At 71.5% G+C, this 15,460-nt stretch carries 13 protein-coding genes and 1 pseudogene; 10 read left to right on the top strand and 4 right to left on the bottom strand.

Annotated features, from left to right (window positions below; all coding sequences use genetic code 11):
- Position 1: 1 nt before the first annotated feature.
- From ACFFJG_RS17860 to ACFFJG_RS17850, 3 genes are all read right to left on the bottom strand, one after another.
- Positions 2 to 427 carry a DUF1707 SHOCT-like domain-containing protein gene (locus tag ACFFJG_RS17860; protein ID WP_378520126.1) on the bottom strand — a complete coding sequence of 142 codons (426 nt, stop codon included), beginning with the start codon at positions 425 to 427 and terminating at the stop codon, positions 2 to 4.
- Positions 424 to 1,113 carry a PadR family transcriptional regulator gene (locus ACFFJG_RS17855; RefSeq protein WP_378520125.1) on the bottom strand — a complete coding sequence of 230 codons (690 nt, stop codon included), beginning with the start codon at positions 1,111 to 1,113 and terminating at the stop codon, positions 424 to 426. The genes ACFFJG_RS17860 and ACFFJG_RS17855 overlap by 4 nt, the downstream gene beginning before the upstream one ends.
- A 131-nt stretch (positions 1,114 to 1,244) precedes the next feature.
- The gene (locus ACFFJG_RS17850; RefSeq protein WP_378520124.1) at positions 1,245 to 2,513 is read right to left on the bottom strand and encodes an LCP family protein; all 1,269 of its coding nucleotides are present in this window, start codon (positions 2,511 to 2,513) and stop codon (positions 1,245 to 1,247) included.
- Between the two features lie 25 nt (positions 2,514 to 2,538).
- Here ACFFJG_RS17850 and ACFFJG_RS17845 point away from each other — a divergent pair, with 25 nt between their 5' ends.
- The 10 genes from ACFFJG_RS17845 (at position 2,539) to ACFFJG_RS17800 (ending at position 15,278) form a co-directional block, all read left to right on the top strand.
- A complete protein-coding gene (locus tag ACFFJG_RS17845; RefSeq protein WP_378520123.1) occupies positions 2,539 to 3,036 on the top strand; it encodes an acyl-CoA thioesterase in 498 nt (165 codons plus the stop codon).
- Positions 3,033 to 3,641: a GNAT family N-acetyltransferase gene (locus tag ACFFJG_RS17840; protein WP_378520122.1), complete on the top strand. Its 609-nt coding sequence runs from the start codon at positions 3,033 to 3,035 to the stop codon at positions 3,639 to 3,641. Before ACFFJG_RS17845 ends, ACFFJG_RS17840 begins: the two co-directional genes overlap by 4 nt.
- An 86-nt stretch (positions 3,642 to 3,727) precedes the next feature.
- Entirely contained in the window at positions 3,728 to 5,305 is a 1,578-nt protein-coding gene (locus ACFFJG_RS17835; protein WP_378520121.1) for an LCP family protein, read from the top strand.
- Positions 5,306 to 5,351: 46 nt separating this feature from the next.
- A complete protein-coding gene (locus ACFFJG_RS17830) occupies positions 5,352 to 6,281 on the top strand; it encodes a glycosyltransferase family 2 protein (protein WP_378520120.1) in 930 nt (309 codons plus the stop codon).
- Positions 6,278 to 7,228, top strand: a complete 951-nt coding sequence (locus tag ACFFJG_RS17825; RefSeq protein WP_378520119.1) for a glycosyltransferase family 2 protein — start codon at positions 6,278 to 6,280, stop codon at positions 7,226 to 7,228. The genes ACFFJG_RS17830 and ACFFJG_RS17825 overlap by 4 nt, the downstream gene beginning before the upstream one ends.
- A 35-nt stretch (positions 7,229 to 7,263) precedes the next feature.
- Positions 7,264 to 8,445, top strand: coding sequence for a UDP-galactopyranose mutase (gene glf / locus ACFFJG_RS17820; protein ID WP_378520118.1), 1,182 nt, complete (start codon positions 7,264 to 7,266; stop codon positions 8,443 to 8,445).
- Complete coding sequence (locus ACFFJG_RS17815; protein ID WP_378520117.1) at positions 8,442 to 10,481, top strand: glycosyltransferase; 2,040 nt, start codon at positions 8,442 to 8,444, stop codon at positions 10,479 to 10,481. Before glf ends, ACFFJG_RS17815 begins: the two co-directional genes overlap by 4 nt.
- The gene (locus ACFFJG_RS17810; RefSeq protein WP_378520116.1) at positions 10,478 to 11,443 is read left to right on the top strand and encodes an ABC transporter permease; all 966 of its coding nucleotides are present in this window, start codon (positions 10,478 to 10,480) and stop codon (positions 11,441 to 11,443) included. Before ACFFJG_RS17815 ends, ACFFJG_RS17810 begins: the two co-directional genes overlap by 4 nt.
- Positions 11,443 to 12,255, top strand: coding sequence for an ABC transporter ATP-binding protein (locus tag ACFFJG_RS17805; protein WP_378520115.1), 813 nt, complete (start codon positions 11,443 to 11,445; stop codon positions 12,253 to 12,255). Before ACFFJG_RS17810 ends, ACFFJG_RS17805 begins: the two co-directional genes overlap by 1 nt.
- Positions 12,256 to 12,506: 251 nt before the next feature.
- Complete coding sequence (locus ACFFJG_RS17800) at positions 12,507 to 15,278, top strand: FG-GAP-like repeat-containing protein (RefSeq protein ID WP_378520114.1); 2,772 nt, start codon at positions 12,507 to 12,509, stop codon at positions 15,276 to 15,278.
- 18 nt (positions 15,279 to 15,296) lie between these two features.
- Here ACFFJG_RS17800 and ACFFJG_RS17795 read toward each other — a convergent pair.
- Positions 15,297 to 15,460 (bottom strand): annotated as a pseudogene (locus ACFFJG_RS17795) (TIGR03089 family protein); the annotation flags it as partial.

The raw sequence follows: 15,460 nt of genomic DNA, 5'->3' as shown, positions 1-15,460 counted from the left end.
ACTACCAGCCGTGGGAGCGGCGCGGCCTCCGGTAGTCGGCGGGCCCGTGACGGCGACCGGTCGGGGTCGCGCAGGAGCGACGTCGCGACAGGATGATCCACAGGCCGAGGACGAGCACGAGCCACGGCGCCTTGGCCAGCACCGCGAGCCCGATCACGAGCGCCAGCACCGGCACCAGCGGCACCCGGGTGCGCGCGCGCTGCCGCGGCGCACGGGCGGGCGGGGTGGGCGTCGGGGTCGGCGCCAGGCGGGGCAGGTCGCCGAAGAGCACGGCCAGGTCGGCGCGGGTGCGCGCGGTCCAGATCGCGTCGAGCCGCTCGTCGTACTCCTCGTGGTCGAGCCGGCCCTCGGCGTAGTGGGTGGCCAGGTCGGCCATCGCCCGCTCGCGATCGGCGTCGGAGACCCGCAGGCGCGGGTCGCTGGTCATCGCTCGCCGTCCCGGCCGTCGGCGAGGATGCCGTAGAGCCGGCGTCGCGTGTCGACGAGCACGTCGAGCGCGGCGCGCCGCTGCTGGTCCGAGCCCTGCGTGGCCAGCTGCCACACCGCGCTCAGCACCTGGGGGACCTCGCTCTTGAGGTCGGCCTGCCCGGACGGCTGGTCGGCCGACCGGTCGGCGGGGGGCACCTCGGCGCGGGTGAACGGGGCCCACACCGCGGCCAGCTCGCCGGTGTTGGCCTCGGCCCACTCGACGCCGGCGTCGGTGAGGCGGATGGTGCGGCGCCCCCGCTCGTCGTCGGTCTCCACGAGGCCCTCGTCCTGCAGCTGCTGGATCGTCGGGTAGACCGAGCCGGGGGACGGGCGCCACTCGCCGTTGCTCATCTCGGCGATCTCCTGGATCACCTGGTAGCCGTTGATCGGCTCGTCGGCGGTGCGCGCGCGGTGCAGCACGTCGATGATCGCGGTGCGCACGTCGCCACGTCGCACCCGCGGCGAGCGCTGCTGCGGGCGCTGCGGCGGGGTGGCGAAGCCGAGCATCTCGGCCAGCCACGGCGGGGGCCCGCCGGCGCGCCGCCCGCGGGGACCGCCCCACACGCCGCTCCAGCTGCCCCCGGTGCTCTCACCGCGGTCGTCGTCGTTGCCGGGCCAGTCGGCGCCGGGCCAATGGTGTCCCATGTCGTGCTCCTCGGGTCGCGGGATCGGGTTCGCGATGTGTCGGCGACCGATCGGCGACTATCGCGATATATCGCGAGCGTACGCCCGCGCTCCCGCCGGTTCAAGAGGCAGGCCCCACGACGAGCCGAGCGTCAGCTGGTGACGCGACCCGTGGGGGTGCAGGCCTTCTTCGGCACGGTGCGGTCCTTGATGATCGCCTCGAACAGCGCGGGCGCGCGGTCGGGGTCGGGGATGATCCGGTTGGGGTCGCTGGGCGCGTTGAGGTTGGGCATGGTGCAGGTCTGGCTCGTGCCGGTCATCGCCAGGGCGAACCGCCCCAGGTCGAGCGGGCCCATGCCCTCGTCGATGCGGATCGCGGCTGAGGCAGCCTTGTTGAGCTTCCAGTAGCGCACCGGGTTCACGAAGGTCCACGGCGTCTTCGCCTCGCTGCCCAGGGCGCTGATCACCTCGCGCTGGCGGGCCACCCGGTCGAGGTCGCTGAGCGCCGTGACGTGCCGCGAGCGGCTGTACGCCAGGGCGGTGAGGCCGTCGACCTGCTGGCAGCCCTTCTTGATGTCCAGGCGCGCCTGCGGGTCGACCATGTCCTGCTTGGGGCAGACCTCGACGCCGCCGAAGGCGTCGACGGTGTTGATCACCGAGCCGAAGCCGAGCTCGACGTAGTGGTCGATGTGGATCCCGGTGAGCTTCTCGACGCTCGCGACCAGCAGCGGCGCGCCGTCGATGGCGAAGGCGGCGTTGATCATCTGGGTGCCGTGGCCCGGCACCTCGGTGAGGGTGTCGCGCGGGATCGACATCATCGTGCGGCCACCGGCGCCGGTGTGGAGCACGATGATCGTGTCGGTGTTGGTGCCGCCGCGCTCGCCGGTCTGCAGCACCTTGCGCTGTGCGGGCGTCAGGTCGTCGGCCTTGTCGGAGCCGACGATGAGGTAGTTGGTGCCGGGCTGGTCGGCCGGGCGGTCACCACCCGGCTCGGCGTCGACCCGGTCGATCTTGCCGTAGAACCACAGCGGCACGCCGACGAGGTAGACCACGACGAGCAGGAGCAGCAGCGGCACCAGGCGCAGGCCGAGGCGGGGGAGCCGGCGGCGGCGCGGACGCGAGCCGCCGGCGGGGGTGGGCTGGGGCCGCGACGGCGGACGACCGCTCCCGCCCGACCCGCCCGACCCACCCGATCCGCCGGGACCGCGGGCGTCGCGCCGGGCGGCGGGCATCACGCGGGTCTCGTCGGGGCGCGGGGCGGCGGGCACCTGCCGGGTGGCGTCGGAGGCCGAGGACGCCGAGGAAGACGCCGAGGAAGACGCCGAGGACGACGAGGAAGAGGAAGAGGAGCGGCCGTAGAGCCAGTCGTACTCGGGGGTCCCCTCCTCGGGGACGCCGGAGCCCTTGGGACGGTCTGCCATGAGGAGGGACGCTACCGTGCTCGTCGTGACACGAGCCCGCCCCACGTCCTACAGCAAGGTGAGCCTCGGGATCATCGCCTCGGCCACCGAGGCCAACCTGCTCGGCAACGTCCACGGCGGCGACATCATGAAGCTGGCCGACTCCACGGCGGGTGCGGTGGCCTACCGCCACAGCGGCGGTCCGGCGGTGACGGCCGCCATGGACGAGATGACGTTCCTCGAGCCGGTGCACGTGGGCGACATCATCACGACCTACTCCCAGGTCAACTGGGCCGGCACGTCGTCGATGGAGATCGGCGTGCGGGTCGAGGCGCAGCCGTGGGGCGACGCGGCCGACGCGCCGCTCCACGTGGCGAGCGCCTACTTCGTCTTCGTGGCCATCGACGAGGAGGGCCGCCCGCGGCGGGTGCCGCCGCTGGAGACCGAGACGCCGTCCGACGTGCGCCGCCAGCGCGAGGCGGAGATCCGGCGGGCGCACCGACTGGCCCGCAAGGCCGAGATCGACCGGGGCCGCGAGGAGTGAGCGACCACCGCCACGTCCGCACCGAGCGCCTGCTGCTCGACGAGCCGGTCGCCGCGGACGCCGCGGACCTGTTCGCCCTCCACGCCGACCCCGCGTCCTGGCGCCACCTGCCCACTGGCGTCGTCACCGACCCGGCCGCGGGTGCGGTGATGGTCGAGGCGAGCCGGGTCCGCTTCACGCGCGACGGGCTCGCGTACTGGTCGGTGCGCGACGCCGAGGGCGGCCCGGTCGTCGGGCGCGGCGGGTGCTCGCTCCCTGACGAGGCGGTCGCGGCCGACGTGACGGGCCGTGGCTGGTGGAACCTCTACTACCGCTTCGACCAGCGCGTGCTCGGGCGCGGGTACGCCACCGAGATGGGGCAGGCGGCCCTCGCGGCCGCGCACGACGTGGAGCCCGCGCGACCGGTGCTGGCCTACCTCCTCGAGCACAACGTCGCCTCGCGCCGCACGGCCGAGCGGCTCGGCCTGCGCCTGGTGTGGCGCGGACCGGACGCCGGCAACCCCGACCCCGACGCCGTACGGCTGGTCTACCTCGACCGCGCCCCCGACGACGACCTCGTCCGCGCGCTCGACGCCGAGGGGATGGGACCCGCCCACCTCGTCTGAGGCCTCCCGGCGCGTCGTGACCGGGTGGGACGGGTGTGACTGGTGATACTGAGCGGGCTGACTTCCCCCAGCAAGAGAGGCCCCCGATGCTGCCCGTCCCGCCCCCAGGGTCGCCCCAGCCGCGGTTCACCACGTTCCACCGCGCCCAGCGCGTGCGGTTCCGCCGTGCGCTGACGCTGATGCTGATGACCCTCGTGCTGCCCGGATCGGCGCAGCTGGTCGCGGGCAACCGCCGCGTCGGGAAGATCGCGCTGCGCACGTGGATCGGCCTGCTGGTGCTCGTCGTCGTGACCGCGGTCGTGTCCTGGTTCTGGCACGGTGTCGCCTTCTGGGCCGGGTTCAACCCCACGCTGCTCCTGGTCGTGCGCCTGGGCCTGATGGCGCTCGCCGTGGCGTGGGCCTTCCTGTTCGTGGACGCCTGGCGCCTCGGCCAGCCGCTGACCCTCCAGCGCCAGCACCGCCTCGCGGTCGTGGGCATCAACGGCTTCCTGTGCTTCAGCGTCGCCGGCGCGCTGCTCTTCGGCGCCCACGTGGTCGGCGTGCAGCGCGACTTCGTGATCTCCATGTTCGGCGACGGCGACGCCGTCGGCGCCCACCACGGCCGCTACAACGTGCTGCTCATGGGCGGCGACTCCGGCGCCGGCCGCTGGGGCCTGCGGCCCGACTCGATGACGGTCGCGAGCATCGACGCCGAGACCGGCAAGACGGTGCTGATCTCGCTGCCGCGCAACATGCAGAACTTCCCGTTCCCCGAGGGCTCGGTCATGGACCAGCAGTTCCCGGACGGCTTCGACCTCGAGGGCATGTACCTGAACGGCCTGTCCACCTGGGCGCTCGACCACGCCGAGCTGTTCGAGGGCTCGAAGAACCCCGGCATCGACGCGACCATCCAGGGCGTCGAGGGGATCACCGGGCTGAAGATGAACTACTGGGCCATGGTCAACCTCCAGGGGTTCCGCGAGCTCGTCGACGCCGTCGGCGGGGTCGAGCTCAACGTCCGCCAGCGGATCCCGGTCGGCCTGCCGACCGACTCCTTCTTCCGCTACATCGAGCCCGGCAAGCGGGTCCTCGACGGCATGGACACGCTGTGGTTCGCCCGGGCGCGCCACGACTCCGACGACTACTCCCGCATGGCCCGCCAGAAGTGCGTGATGAACGCGATGCTCGACCAGGTCAGCCCGCAGACGGCGGTCCGCAACTTCCAGAAGATCGCCAAGGCGAGCTCGGCGATGGTCTCCACCGACATCCCGCGCGGGGAGGTCGACCGCTTCGTCGACCTCGCGCTGAAGGCCAAGGGGCAGAAGATCGCGACGCTGTCGCTGGTGCCCCCGATGATCGACACCGCCCACCCCGACATCGCGCTGGTCCAGCAGAAGGTGGCCGACGCCATCGCCCGCGCCGAGGGACGTACGCCGGAGCGCACCGCGGAGGCAGCCCCGGCGACCGACGCCGCAAACGACGCCGCGACGGACGCCGGGAGCGACGCCGCGACGGACACCGCCTCCACGGAGTCGGCGCCCACGACCGGCACCTCGTCGGACCCGCCGGCCACCACGCCGCCCGCGGCCCCGCAGACGCCCGAGCCGGTCACCGGCGGGTCGGTCGGCTCGCTGTCCGGTGGCTACGCCGCCAACGAGTCGGAGGACCTCGGGGCGGTGTGCTGACCCGGGCTTTGCGGGGCGCCCGCGGGGCGGCCCTAGGGTGTACGCCGTGACCATCGGACCGCTGCCCCGCATCGTCGCGGTCGTGGTCACCTTCAACCGCCTCGACCTGCTCCGCACGCTCGTGGACCGGCTCGGCGAGGTGGAGGCGCTGGCCGAGGTCCTGGTGGTCGACAACGCCTCCTCCGACGGCACGGGGGAGTGGCTGGCCAGCCGGTCGGTCACCGGCGAGACCCCGCTGCGCGGGCGCACGCTCAGCACCAACCGCGGCGGCGCCGGCGGCTTCCACGACGGCCTGGCCTGGGCCATCGACCGCGAGGCCGACCTGGTCTGGCTGATGGACGACGACGGCCTGCCCGACGTCGACTGCCTGGACCGCCTCCTGGTCGAGACCGACCACCTCGACTTCTGGGGCCCGCTCGTCGTCGACGAGGCCGACCCCGGCCGGCTGGTCTTCCCGATCCGCCTGCCCGGCAGCACCCGGGTGGTGCACGCCGTCGACGACGTACGGCGCGCGGCGAGGGACGACCGCATCGACGGCATCGTGATCCCGTTCAACGGCGTGCTCGTGACCAAGGAGCTCGTCGACCGGATCGGCCTGCCGCGCGAGGAGTTCTTCATCTGGGGCGACGACCACGAGTACCGGCTGCGCGCCGAGGAGGCCGGCGCACACGTGGCGACCGTCGTGACCGCGACCGTGCGCCACCCCAGCGTCGGCAACCTCGGGACGCCCATGATGTTCGGGCGCACCACCTACAACGACTCGCCCAGCGACCTCAAGCACTACTGCATGGCCCGCAACAACCTGGTCAACCTGCGCGACTACCGCGGCCCCCTGCACGCCCTGGCCTTCGTGGTGAAGACCGCGTGGTTCTACACCTTCACCCGTCCGAGCCTGTCGCGGCTGCGGCTCAGCGTCCGGGCGATGCGCGCCGGGATCGCCGGCGACTTCGAGGGGCACCGGAGGTACCTCGCGTGAGCTTCGAGGCTCGCTCCGCTCGCACCTCGACCACCGAGAACGACGTGGAGAGCGTCGCCGTGGTCGTGGTGACGTACAACCGCGCCGACCTGCTCGCCCGGCTGCTCGACGGCCTGGCCGCGCAGACCCGGGCGCCGGACGCCGTCGTCGTGGTCGACAACCTCAGCACCGACCACACCGCCGACGTGCTGGCCGCCCGCACCGACCTGCCGCTCCAGGTCATCACCACGGAGTCCAACCTCGGCGGCGCCGGCGGCTTCCACCTCGGCATGCGCGCGGCCTACGACGGCGGCTGGGACCGGGTCTGGCTCGTCGACGACGACGTGGTGCCCGCGCCCGGCTGCCTCGCCGCCCTGATGGCGGTCGACGAGGACTGCCTGACCTCGGTGCGCGAGGACCTCTCCGGCGCTCTGGTGGAGAAGGCCGCGGTCGACTTCGACCTGCGCAACCCGCTCGCGATCAAGCCCAAGCGCTCGGCGGTCGACACCGTCTGGGCCGACCGCGCCTCCATGCCCGCGATGGTCGAGGTGCAGAACGTCGCCTTCGAGGGGTTCATGGCCCGCCGCTCGGTGGTCACCGAGATCGGCTTCCCCGACCCGACGTTCTTCATCTTCTACGACGACGCCGAGTACGCCGTGCGCGCCCGCCGCGCCGGCCGCCGGATCTGGGCGGTCCGCGACGCCGTCCTGGTGCGCCAGCTCGACTTCAACCAGCAGCACGACCTCTCGGGCTGGAAGGGGTTCTACATGTACCGCAACCTCTTCGTGGTGCACCTGCGCCACGGGGAGAACGCCCTGGTCCGCCTCAAGCCGTGGCTGATCACCCTGGCCGTCGTCGCGCTCAGCCCGCTGCGCGGCGGGCGCGCCGAGGCACGCAACGTGATCCGCGCCATGGCGTCGGCGCGGGGCATGCGGCGCCTCGCCGACGAGGCCCGTCCGCCTCGGTAGACTCGCACAGCCCCTCACCCACAGGAGTCAATCCCTTGTCCCACCCCGACATCGTCATCGTCGGCTCCGGCCTCTTCGGCCTCACGGTCGCGGAGCGCTGCGCCGAGGAGCTCGGACTGCGCGTGCTGGTCCTCGAGCGTCGCCACCACCTCGGCGGCAACGCCTACAGCGAGCGCGACCCCGAGACCGGCGTCGAGGTGCACAAGTACGGCGCCCACCTCTTCCACACCTCCAACGAGCGGGTCTGGGAGTACGCGAACCGCTTCACCGCGTTCACCGACTACCGCCACAAGGTGTTCGGCAAGTACCAGGGGCAGGTCTACTCGCTCCCGCTCAACCTGGCGCTGATCAACCAGTTCTTCGGCCGGTCGCACACGCCCGACGAGGCGCGCGCGCTGATCGCCGAGCAGGCCTCGGAGTTCGACACGGCCTCCGCGACCAACCTCGAGGAGAAGGCGATCAGCCTGATCGGGCGCCCGCTCTACGAGGCGTTCATCAAGGGCTACACCGCCAAGCAGTGGCAGACCGACCCCACCGAGCTGAGCGCGGACATCATCACCCGGCTCCCGGTGCGCTACACGTTCCAGAACGGCTGGTTCAGCGACACCCACGAGGGCCTGCCGGTCGACGGCTACACCGCGTGGCTGACCCGGATGGCCGACCACCCCAACATCGAGGTCCGCCTCGAGACCGACTTCTTCGACGTCGCCGAAAACTACAAGGGCAAGGTCCCGATCGTCTACACCGGTCCCGTCGACGAGTACTTCGGCAGCTCGGAGGGCCGGCTGTCGTGGCGCACGGTCGACCTCGAGGAGAGCGTCGTGGAGACCGACGACTTCCAGGGCACCGGCGTGGTCAACTACAACGACCAGGACGTGCCCTACACCCGGATCATCGAGTTCAAGCACTTCCACCCCGAGCGGGAGAAGACGCACCTGCCCGGCAAGAGCGTCATCGTCCACGAGTACAGCCGCTTCGCCGAGGAGGGCGACGAGCCCTACTACCCGGTCAACACCGCCGAGGACCGCGCCAAGCTGCTGAAGTACCGCGAGCTGGCCCAGGCCGAGCCGATGGTCCTCTTCGGCGGCCGCCTCGGCACCTACCAGTACCTCGACATGCACATGGCGATCGGCGCCGCGCTGTCGATGTTCGACAACAAGCTCAAGCCCCACTTCACCGAGGGTGCCGAGCTCAAGAGCGGAGGCATCGAGGCATGAGCACCACCCCCGCCACCACCCCGGCCGGCACCGACACCGCCACCGGCACCGTCACCCGGCTGCTGCAGCGGCAGATCCTGCCGCTCGACCGCGACACGGACGTCTTCCCCCTCTACGTCGACCTGGAGGAGGCCAAGCTCGACACCGACCGGCACGACGTCGGTGGCGACAAGGCCGCCAAGGACCTCAACAACGCCGCCATCCGCCAGTCGACCTCGACGGGCAGGAAGCTGCACCCCGACCAGATCCGCTCGCGCACCGCGCTGCGGCTCGAGCCCTCGCAGCTGCTGTCGTTCGGCACCTACTTCAACGCCTTCCCCGCCTCCTACTGGCGCCGGCACACCGTCGTCGACGCGGTCGAGCTGACCGTCGACGTCACCGGTCCCGGCTCGGTCGTCACGGTCTACAAGTCGATGGCCCGCGGGCACTCCCAGCGGGTGGACGCGGCGACCGTCGAGGGCGACAGCGGCTCGTTCACGTTCGCGCTCGACCTCAAGCCCTTCGTCGACGGCGGCTGGTACTGGTACGACGTCGTCGCCGGCGACGACGGCGCGACCGTCGACGGGGCGCGCTGGACCGCGGAGGTCCCCGCCGACCGGGCCGAGCACGGCACGGTCGACGTCTGCATCACCACGATGCTGCCCGACATGAGCGCCCGGCTGCTCGGCCAGCTCGGCGACACCGAGGAGCTCCAGCCCTACCTCGACACCGTCATGGTGATGGACCAGGGCAAGGACAAGGTCACCGAGAGCGAGTACTTCCCGGCCGCGAAGGCGGGCCTCGGCGACAAGCTGCGGGTCATCGTGCAGGGCAACCTCGGCGGCTCCGGCGGGTACGCCCGCGGCCAGCTCGAGAGCGTCCGCAAGGGCACCGCGACCTACGCGATGATGATGGACGACGACGTCGTCTGCGAGCCCGAGGGCATCATCCGCGCCGTCACCTTCGGCGACCTGGCCAAGCGGCCGACCATCGTCGGCGGCCACATGTTCAACCTCTACAGCCGTGCCCAGCTCCACTCCTTCGGCGAGATCGTCCAGCCGTGGCGCTTCTGGTGGCAGACCCGGCTCGACGGCTACTCCCAGTGGGACTTCGGCGCCCGCAACCTGCGCTCCTCGCGCTGGCTGCACAAGCGCGCCGACGTCGACTTCAACGGCTGGTTCATGTGCCTGATCCCGCGGGTGGTGCTTGAGGAGGTCGGGCTCTCGCTGCCGGTCTTCATCAAGTGGGACGACTCCGAGTTCGGCCTGCGCGCCAAGCAGGCGGGCTACCCGACGGTGTCCTTCCCGGGCGCCGCGGTCTGGCACATCCCGTGGACCGACAAGAACGACGGCCTCGACTGGCAGTCGTACTTCCACCACCGCAACCGCATCATCGCCGCGCTGCTGCACTCGCCCTACGAGCGCGGCGGCCGCATGGTGCGCGAGAGCCTCAACCACCAGATCAAGCACCTCGCGTCGCTGCAGTACTCCACCGCCGAGCTGCGCCACCTCGCGATGGAGGACGTGCTGCGCGGTCCGCACGCCCTGCACGGCGAGCTGGCCACCAAGCTCCCGGAGATCAACGCCTTCCGCAAGCAGTGGTCCGACGCGCAGCTGCACGCCGACCGGGACGACCTGCCCGAGGTGCGCCGCAAGAAGCCGCCGAAGAAGGGCAAGTCCGACATCGAGATCCCGGGTCGCAAGGCCACGCTCGTGGCGGCCGCGCTCGCGCCCCTGCGCCAGCTGCGCCCGGTGCGCCCGATGGCCGAGCAGTACCCCGAGACCGAGCTGCCCGCGATGGACGCCTCCTGGTACAACCTGGTGAAGTACGACTCCGCCGTGGTGTCGATGAACGACGGCACGTCGGTCGCGCTCTACCAGCGCGACCCCGCCCACTACCGCGACCTGCTCAAGCGCACGCTCGACATCCACCGCCGCTTCCACCGCGAGTGGCCGCAGCTGGCCCAGCAGTACCGCGACGCCCTGGCCGAGATCACCTCGCCGGAGGCGTGGGAGAAGACGTTCGCGCCCTGGACGGACGCCGAGGAGCGCAGGTGACCACCACGACCGCGGGCGACCAGGTCGAGGTGCGCCACGACCTGGCGCACGTGCCGCTGTCGCCGCCGTCGCGCACCTCGGGCGTGCTCGAGGTGTTCCGCCGGCGCTACCTGCTGCGCCTGCTGGTCCGGCGCGAGATCCAGGCCCGCTACGCCGGCACGGCGTTCGGCCTGCTGTGGTCCTACATCAACCCGTTCACGCGGTTCCTGACGTTCTACCTCGTCTTCGGCCTGCTGCTCGGGCGCGGGCTCGGGATCCAGAACTTCGCCATCCACCTGTTCTCGGGGATGGTGCTGGTCAACTACTTCACCGAGTCGGTCACCGCGGGCACCCGCTCGCTGCTGTCGAACCGCGGCGTCATCACCAAGATGGCGATGCCGCGCGAGATGTTCCCCGTCGCCTCGATGCTGGTCTCGCTGTGGCACGCGATCCCGCAGCTGGTGATCCTGGTCGCGGCCTGCCTGGCCGTGGGCTACTGGGGCGACGGCCCGCTGTGGGTGCCCGACGCCGTCGGCATGGGGGCCGCCCTGCTCGGCTTCCTGCTGATGATGGTCTACGGCACGGCCTTCGGCCTGATGTTCTCGTGCATCAACGTGCTGTTCCGCGACTTCCAGCGCATCGTGCAGACGTTCATCAACATGGTGCCGTTCACCGCGCCGATGATGTACCCGTACTGGATCAGCTACGACCGGTTCGGCGGCGGGTTCTGGCACGAGCTCTACCTCGCCAACCCGGTGGCGGAGGCCGTGCAGCTGATCCAGCGCGGCTTCTGGTACCCGACCTGCGACGGGCCCTGCGCGGTGATGCCCAACGCGACCAACACCGCCTCGATCCCGGCGCCGGAGTTCGCCGACCACCTCTACACCCGCGGCTTCGTGATGCTCGCGGTCGGCATGGTGCTGCTCGTCGTCGGCCAGCTGGTCTTCGCCCGCCTCGAGAAGTCGATCACGGAGCGCCTCTGATGACGACCTCGATCGTGGTGGACAACGTCTCCAAGACGTTCCGCTACCAGTACAACCGCACCCTCAAGCAGATGCTGCGCCCCGACCGGCGCAAGCACCTGCCCGGCGAGGAGGACCGGCCGGCGCCCAGCGACACCTTCAAGGCCCTCGACGGGGTCTCCTTCGAGGTGAAGCAGGGCGAGTCCATCGGCCTGATGGGGCTCAACGGCTCGGGCAAGTCCACCCTGCTCAAGCTCGTCAGCGGCGTGATGGTGCCCGACGAGGGACAGGTGCTCACCCGCGGGCGGATCTCGGGCCTCATCGCCACCGGCGCCGGCTTCCACAACGAGCTGTCGGGTCGCGACAACATCTACATGAACGCCGCCATGCTCGGCATGACGAAGGACGAGATCGACTCCAAGTTCGACGACATCGCCGCCTTCGCCGACGTGGGGCGCCAGCTCGACATGCCGGTCGGCAACTACTCCTCGGGCCAGTTCGCCCGTCTCGGCTTCGCCGTGGCGGTCCACGTCGACTGCGACATCTTCATCGCCGACGAGGTGCTCGCGGTGGGGGACCGGCCGTTCAAGCGCAAGTGCCTCAAGCGGATGAAGGAGATCCGCGAGTCGGGCATCACGATGTTCTACGTCTCGCACTCGGCCGGGTCGGTGCAGAAGATGTGCGACCGCGCGATCGTGCTGGAGAAGGGCCGGGTCGGCTTCGACGGCGACGTCGACGAGGCGATCAAGTTCCTGCACTACGACGGTGACGAGGACGGCGACGACGAGGACGACGTCGACCAGCGCGACGAGGCCCTCGCCAGCGACATCTGAGGCGCCCCGCCCGTCGTACCGCCGAGCGGTGCGTGAGGGGGGTTCCGGACCTCCGGAACCCCCCTCACGCACCGCTCGCGGCGTGTCGGGGGAGTGCGGCCACGAGAATCGTTCAGAATTACACCCATGTGACGGCGTGTCGACTGGAAATTACACCGTTGTAGTTACTCGGAACCTCTTCCGTGACTGGTGTGACTGGTGTGAACTTCTGCCTTGTGTGACCTTCCCCCACACAGGAACAGGTTCTTCTCATGCGCCCTCTCCAGGCTCGTCTCGTCACGTTCTGCCAGCAGGTCCTCGCGCTCGGCGTCGTGCTCGTCGTGCTGACCCCCGCCTCCGGCGTGGTCTCGCTCGACATCGTCGGTGACCACGGCTCGGCCGGCGGCGCCACCGGCGGTCGGCTGGCCCCCGCCGAGCTGACCTCGGCCACCGTGCCGACCGGAGCCGTCACCCCCCACGTGACCGAGGTGCCGCTGACGCAGGCCACCGGCGGGTTCGCCGGCCTCCAGGGGCGTACGGTTGCCGGCGGGGCCACCGACGCCCGCGTGGTGAGCAAGCCGCAGGCCGTCACCGGCTTCGCCGCCATCGGCGTGACCTGGAAGCACGGCGAGGACCTCGACGACGACCAGATCAGCCTGCGCGTGCGGACCCGCATCGGTGACGAGTGGAGCGCCTGGGAGGACCTGGAGTACCACGACGAGCACGGTCCCGACCCGGGCAGCGCCGAGGCCGCCTCCGCGCGACCGGGCACCGAGCCGATGTTCGTCGGCGAGGTCGACGACGTGCAGGTGCAGGCGCGCACCGAGGGCACCTCGCTGCCCGACGACCTGTCCCTCGCCCTCGTCGACCCGGGCTCGGCGAAGGGGAGCGAGACCGAGACGCCGGACGACCAGCCGGACGCCACCGGGTCCGACGCGTCGGGCACCACCGCCTACGAGCAGCAGTACGCCGAGGAGGGCGCGCTCGAGGGCGGCGGCTCCGGCATCGCGCTGCAGTCGGCCAGCACCAGCGCCAGGGCCGCGAAGGCCGTCGCGCAGCCCACCATCTACTCGCGCGCCCAGTGGGGCGCCGACGAGAGCATCCGCAACAAGGGCTCGCTGCGCTACGGCACCATCAGCGCCGGCTTCGTGCACCACACGGTCAACGCCAACGACTACACCGAGGCGCAGGTCCCGGCGATCATCCGGAGCATCTACGCCTACCACGTGAAGTCCCGCGGCTGGAGCGACATCGGCTACAACTTCCTCGTCGACCGGTTCGGCCGGATCTGGGAGGGCCGCTACGGCGGCATCGACAAGCCGGTGGTCGGCGCCCACACGCTCAACTACAACGACTACGCCTTCGCGATGTCCGCGATCGGCAACTACGACGTGCAGGCGCCGAGCGACGCGATGCTGCGGGCCTACGGCCAGCTGTTCGCCTGGAAGCTCTCTCTCGCCGGCGTCGACCCCGCCTCGATGTCGCAGAAGGTCGGGCCCTCCACGATGGCGGCCATCAACGGTCACCGGGACAGCCCCACGGCGGCCACGGCCTGCCCGGGCAAGTACCTCTACGCCCAGATCCCGCTGATCCGCACGTATGCCACCCAGGCCGCCCAGGGCACGGGCACCCCGCCCGCCCCCACCACTCCGGCCCCGGTCGCGGTCTCGGCGCCGAACCCGCAGAACAACCTCGACGCCTCGCCGTACCCCGACCTGGTGGTGCGCCGCGCCTCCGACGGCCGCGGGCTCGTCATCCCGACGGGCGGCCTCACCTCGTTCCAGCAGCGCATCGTCGTGGGCAGGTCCGGATGGGACCAGCGCGCCGACGTGCTGGTCTCGCCCGACCTCACCGGTGACGGCGTCGCCGACCTGGTCACGGTGGACCGCTCGGGCGTCACGCGGATCCGCGCCGGCAAGGTCAACGGCAAGTTCGGCAGCACCGTCCACAAGCTCTCGCTGCGCGGATACTCCCTGCTCACCGCCGTCGGAGACCTCGACGGCGACGGTCGCAACGACCTCGTCGGTCGCCACAAGGGCCGCCTCGTGGCCCTGCTCGGCACGTCGAAGGGCGGCTTCAAGCGGATGGCGACCCGCAAGGGCTACGGCAACTACCGGCAGCTCGTCGGCGCCGGCGACGTCGACGGCGACGGCCGCCCCGACCTCGTCCTGCGCACGAAGAACCGGGTCCTGCTGCAGCGCGGATACGGCACCGGGCGGTTCGCAGCCCCCACGCCGGTGGTGGGCTCATGGGGTGCCTACGACCGGCTCGTGGCCGGCGACTTCAACGGCGACGGCCGTCCCGACCTGGTCGGACGCACCGGCAAGGGCAAGATGGTCCTCCTGCCCGGTCGCGGCGACGGCTCCTACGGGGCCCCCCGCGGTCCGGCGGCGAACCTCAAGACGATGCGCTGGATCACCGCGGCGAACCTGGTCGGCGGCCCCGGTGCGGACCTGGTCGGCGTGGCGGGCGAGCAGCTGGTCGTCGTGGGCAACCGCGACACGTTCGAGCTCGGCGCACCGATCGACACGGGCGTCTCCTTCGCCGGCACCGACCTGCTCCTCAACGCCGGTGACGTCGACGGCGACGGTCGCGGCGACGTCCTGGCCCGCGGCACCGACGGCCAGCTGTACCTCTACTCCGGCAACGGCGCGGGCGGCCTGGCCCCCGGCCGCTCGCTCGGCGGCGGCTGGGCCGGCATCAGCGGCCTCTCCGCGGTCGGCGACGTGACCGGCGACGGCAAGCCCGACCTGCTCGGCACCCCGGCGGGCGGCAAGCTCATGGTCTGGCAGGGCAACGGCAGCGGCTTCGCCGCGGCCGCCCCGGTCAAGGGAAGCGTGCCGTCCCAGGCCGGGCTCCCCGCGGACCTGTCGGGCTTCGACTGGGTCATCGAGGTCCAGGACATGAAGCTCAAGGGCCCCGGCGACTACGTGGTCCGCGACCGCGCCACCGGCACCGTGTACCTCTACGCGGGCCGTTCGTCCGGCGTCTCCAACCGCCGGGTGCTCGGCGAGGGACTGGGGGCCTACGACCTGGCCGGGTAGGTCAGGAGGGACGCGCGCTCACGCCCGCGCGGTCGCCCGCTCCGCGTCGTACACGGAGTCGAGGCGCCCGGGGTCGGGGTTGCGCACGAGGACCAGCGAGCCGCCTCGTCTGAGGGGCTCGGTGAAGGTGGCCGTACCTGGTGGGGAAGCCGGGTCGGACACCGTGAGAAGACGGGCGCCGG

The organism is Nocardioides zeicaulis (assembly GCF_042432345.1).
GTDB lineage: Bacteria > Actinomycetota > Actinomycetes > Propionibacteriales > Nocardioidaceae > Nocardioides > Nocardioides zeicaulis.
Note: the sequence above shows the minus strand (reverse complement) of the source record. Positions and strands in the feature narration are given on the sequence as shown.

Bases quoted from the DNA above. Each gene is read 5' to 3' on its own strand.
- ACFFJG_RS17805 (WP_378520115.1), top strand. From the start codon at position 11,443: ATGACGACCTCGATCGTGGTGGACAACGTCTCCAAGACGTTCCGCTAC.
- ACFFJG_RS17835 (WP_378520121.1), top strand. From the start codon at position 3,728: ATGCTGCCCGTCCCGCCCCCAGGGTCGCCCCAGCCGCGGTTCACCACG.
- ACFFJG_RS17850 (WP_378520124.1), bottom strand. From the start codon at position 2,513: ATGGCAGACCGTCCCAAGGGCTCCGGCGTCCCCGAGGAGGGGACCCCC.
- ACFFJG_RS17815 (WP_378520117.1), top strand. From the start codon at position 8,442: ATGAGCACCACCCCCGCCACCACCCCGGCCGGCACCGACACCGCCACC.
- ACFFJG_RS17800 (WP_378520114.1), top strand. From the start codon at position 12,507: ATGCGCCCTCTCCAGGCTCGTCTCGTCACGTTCTGCCAGCAGGTCCTC.
- ACFFJG_RS17855 (WP_378520125.1), bottom strand. From the start codon at position 1,113: ATGGGACACCATTGGCCCGGCGCCGACTGGCCCGGCAACGACGACGAC.
- ACFFJG_RS17860 (WP_378520126.1), bottom strand. From the start codon at position 427: ATGACCAGCGACCCGCGCCTGCGGGTCTCCGACGCCGATCGCGAGCGG.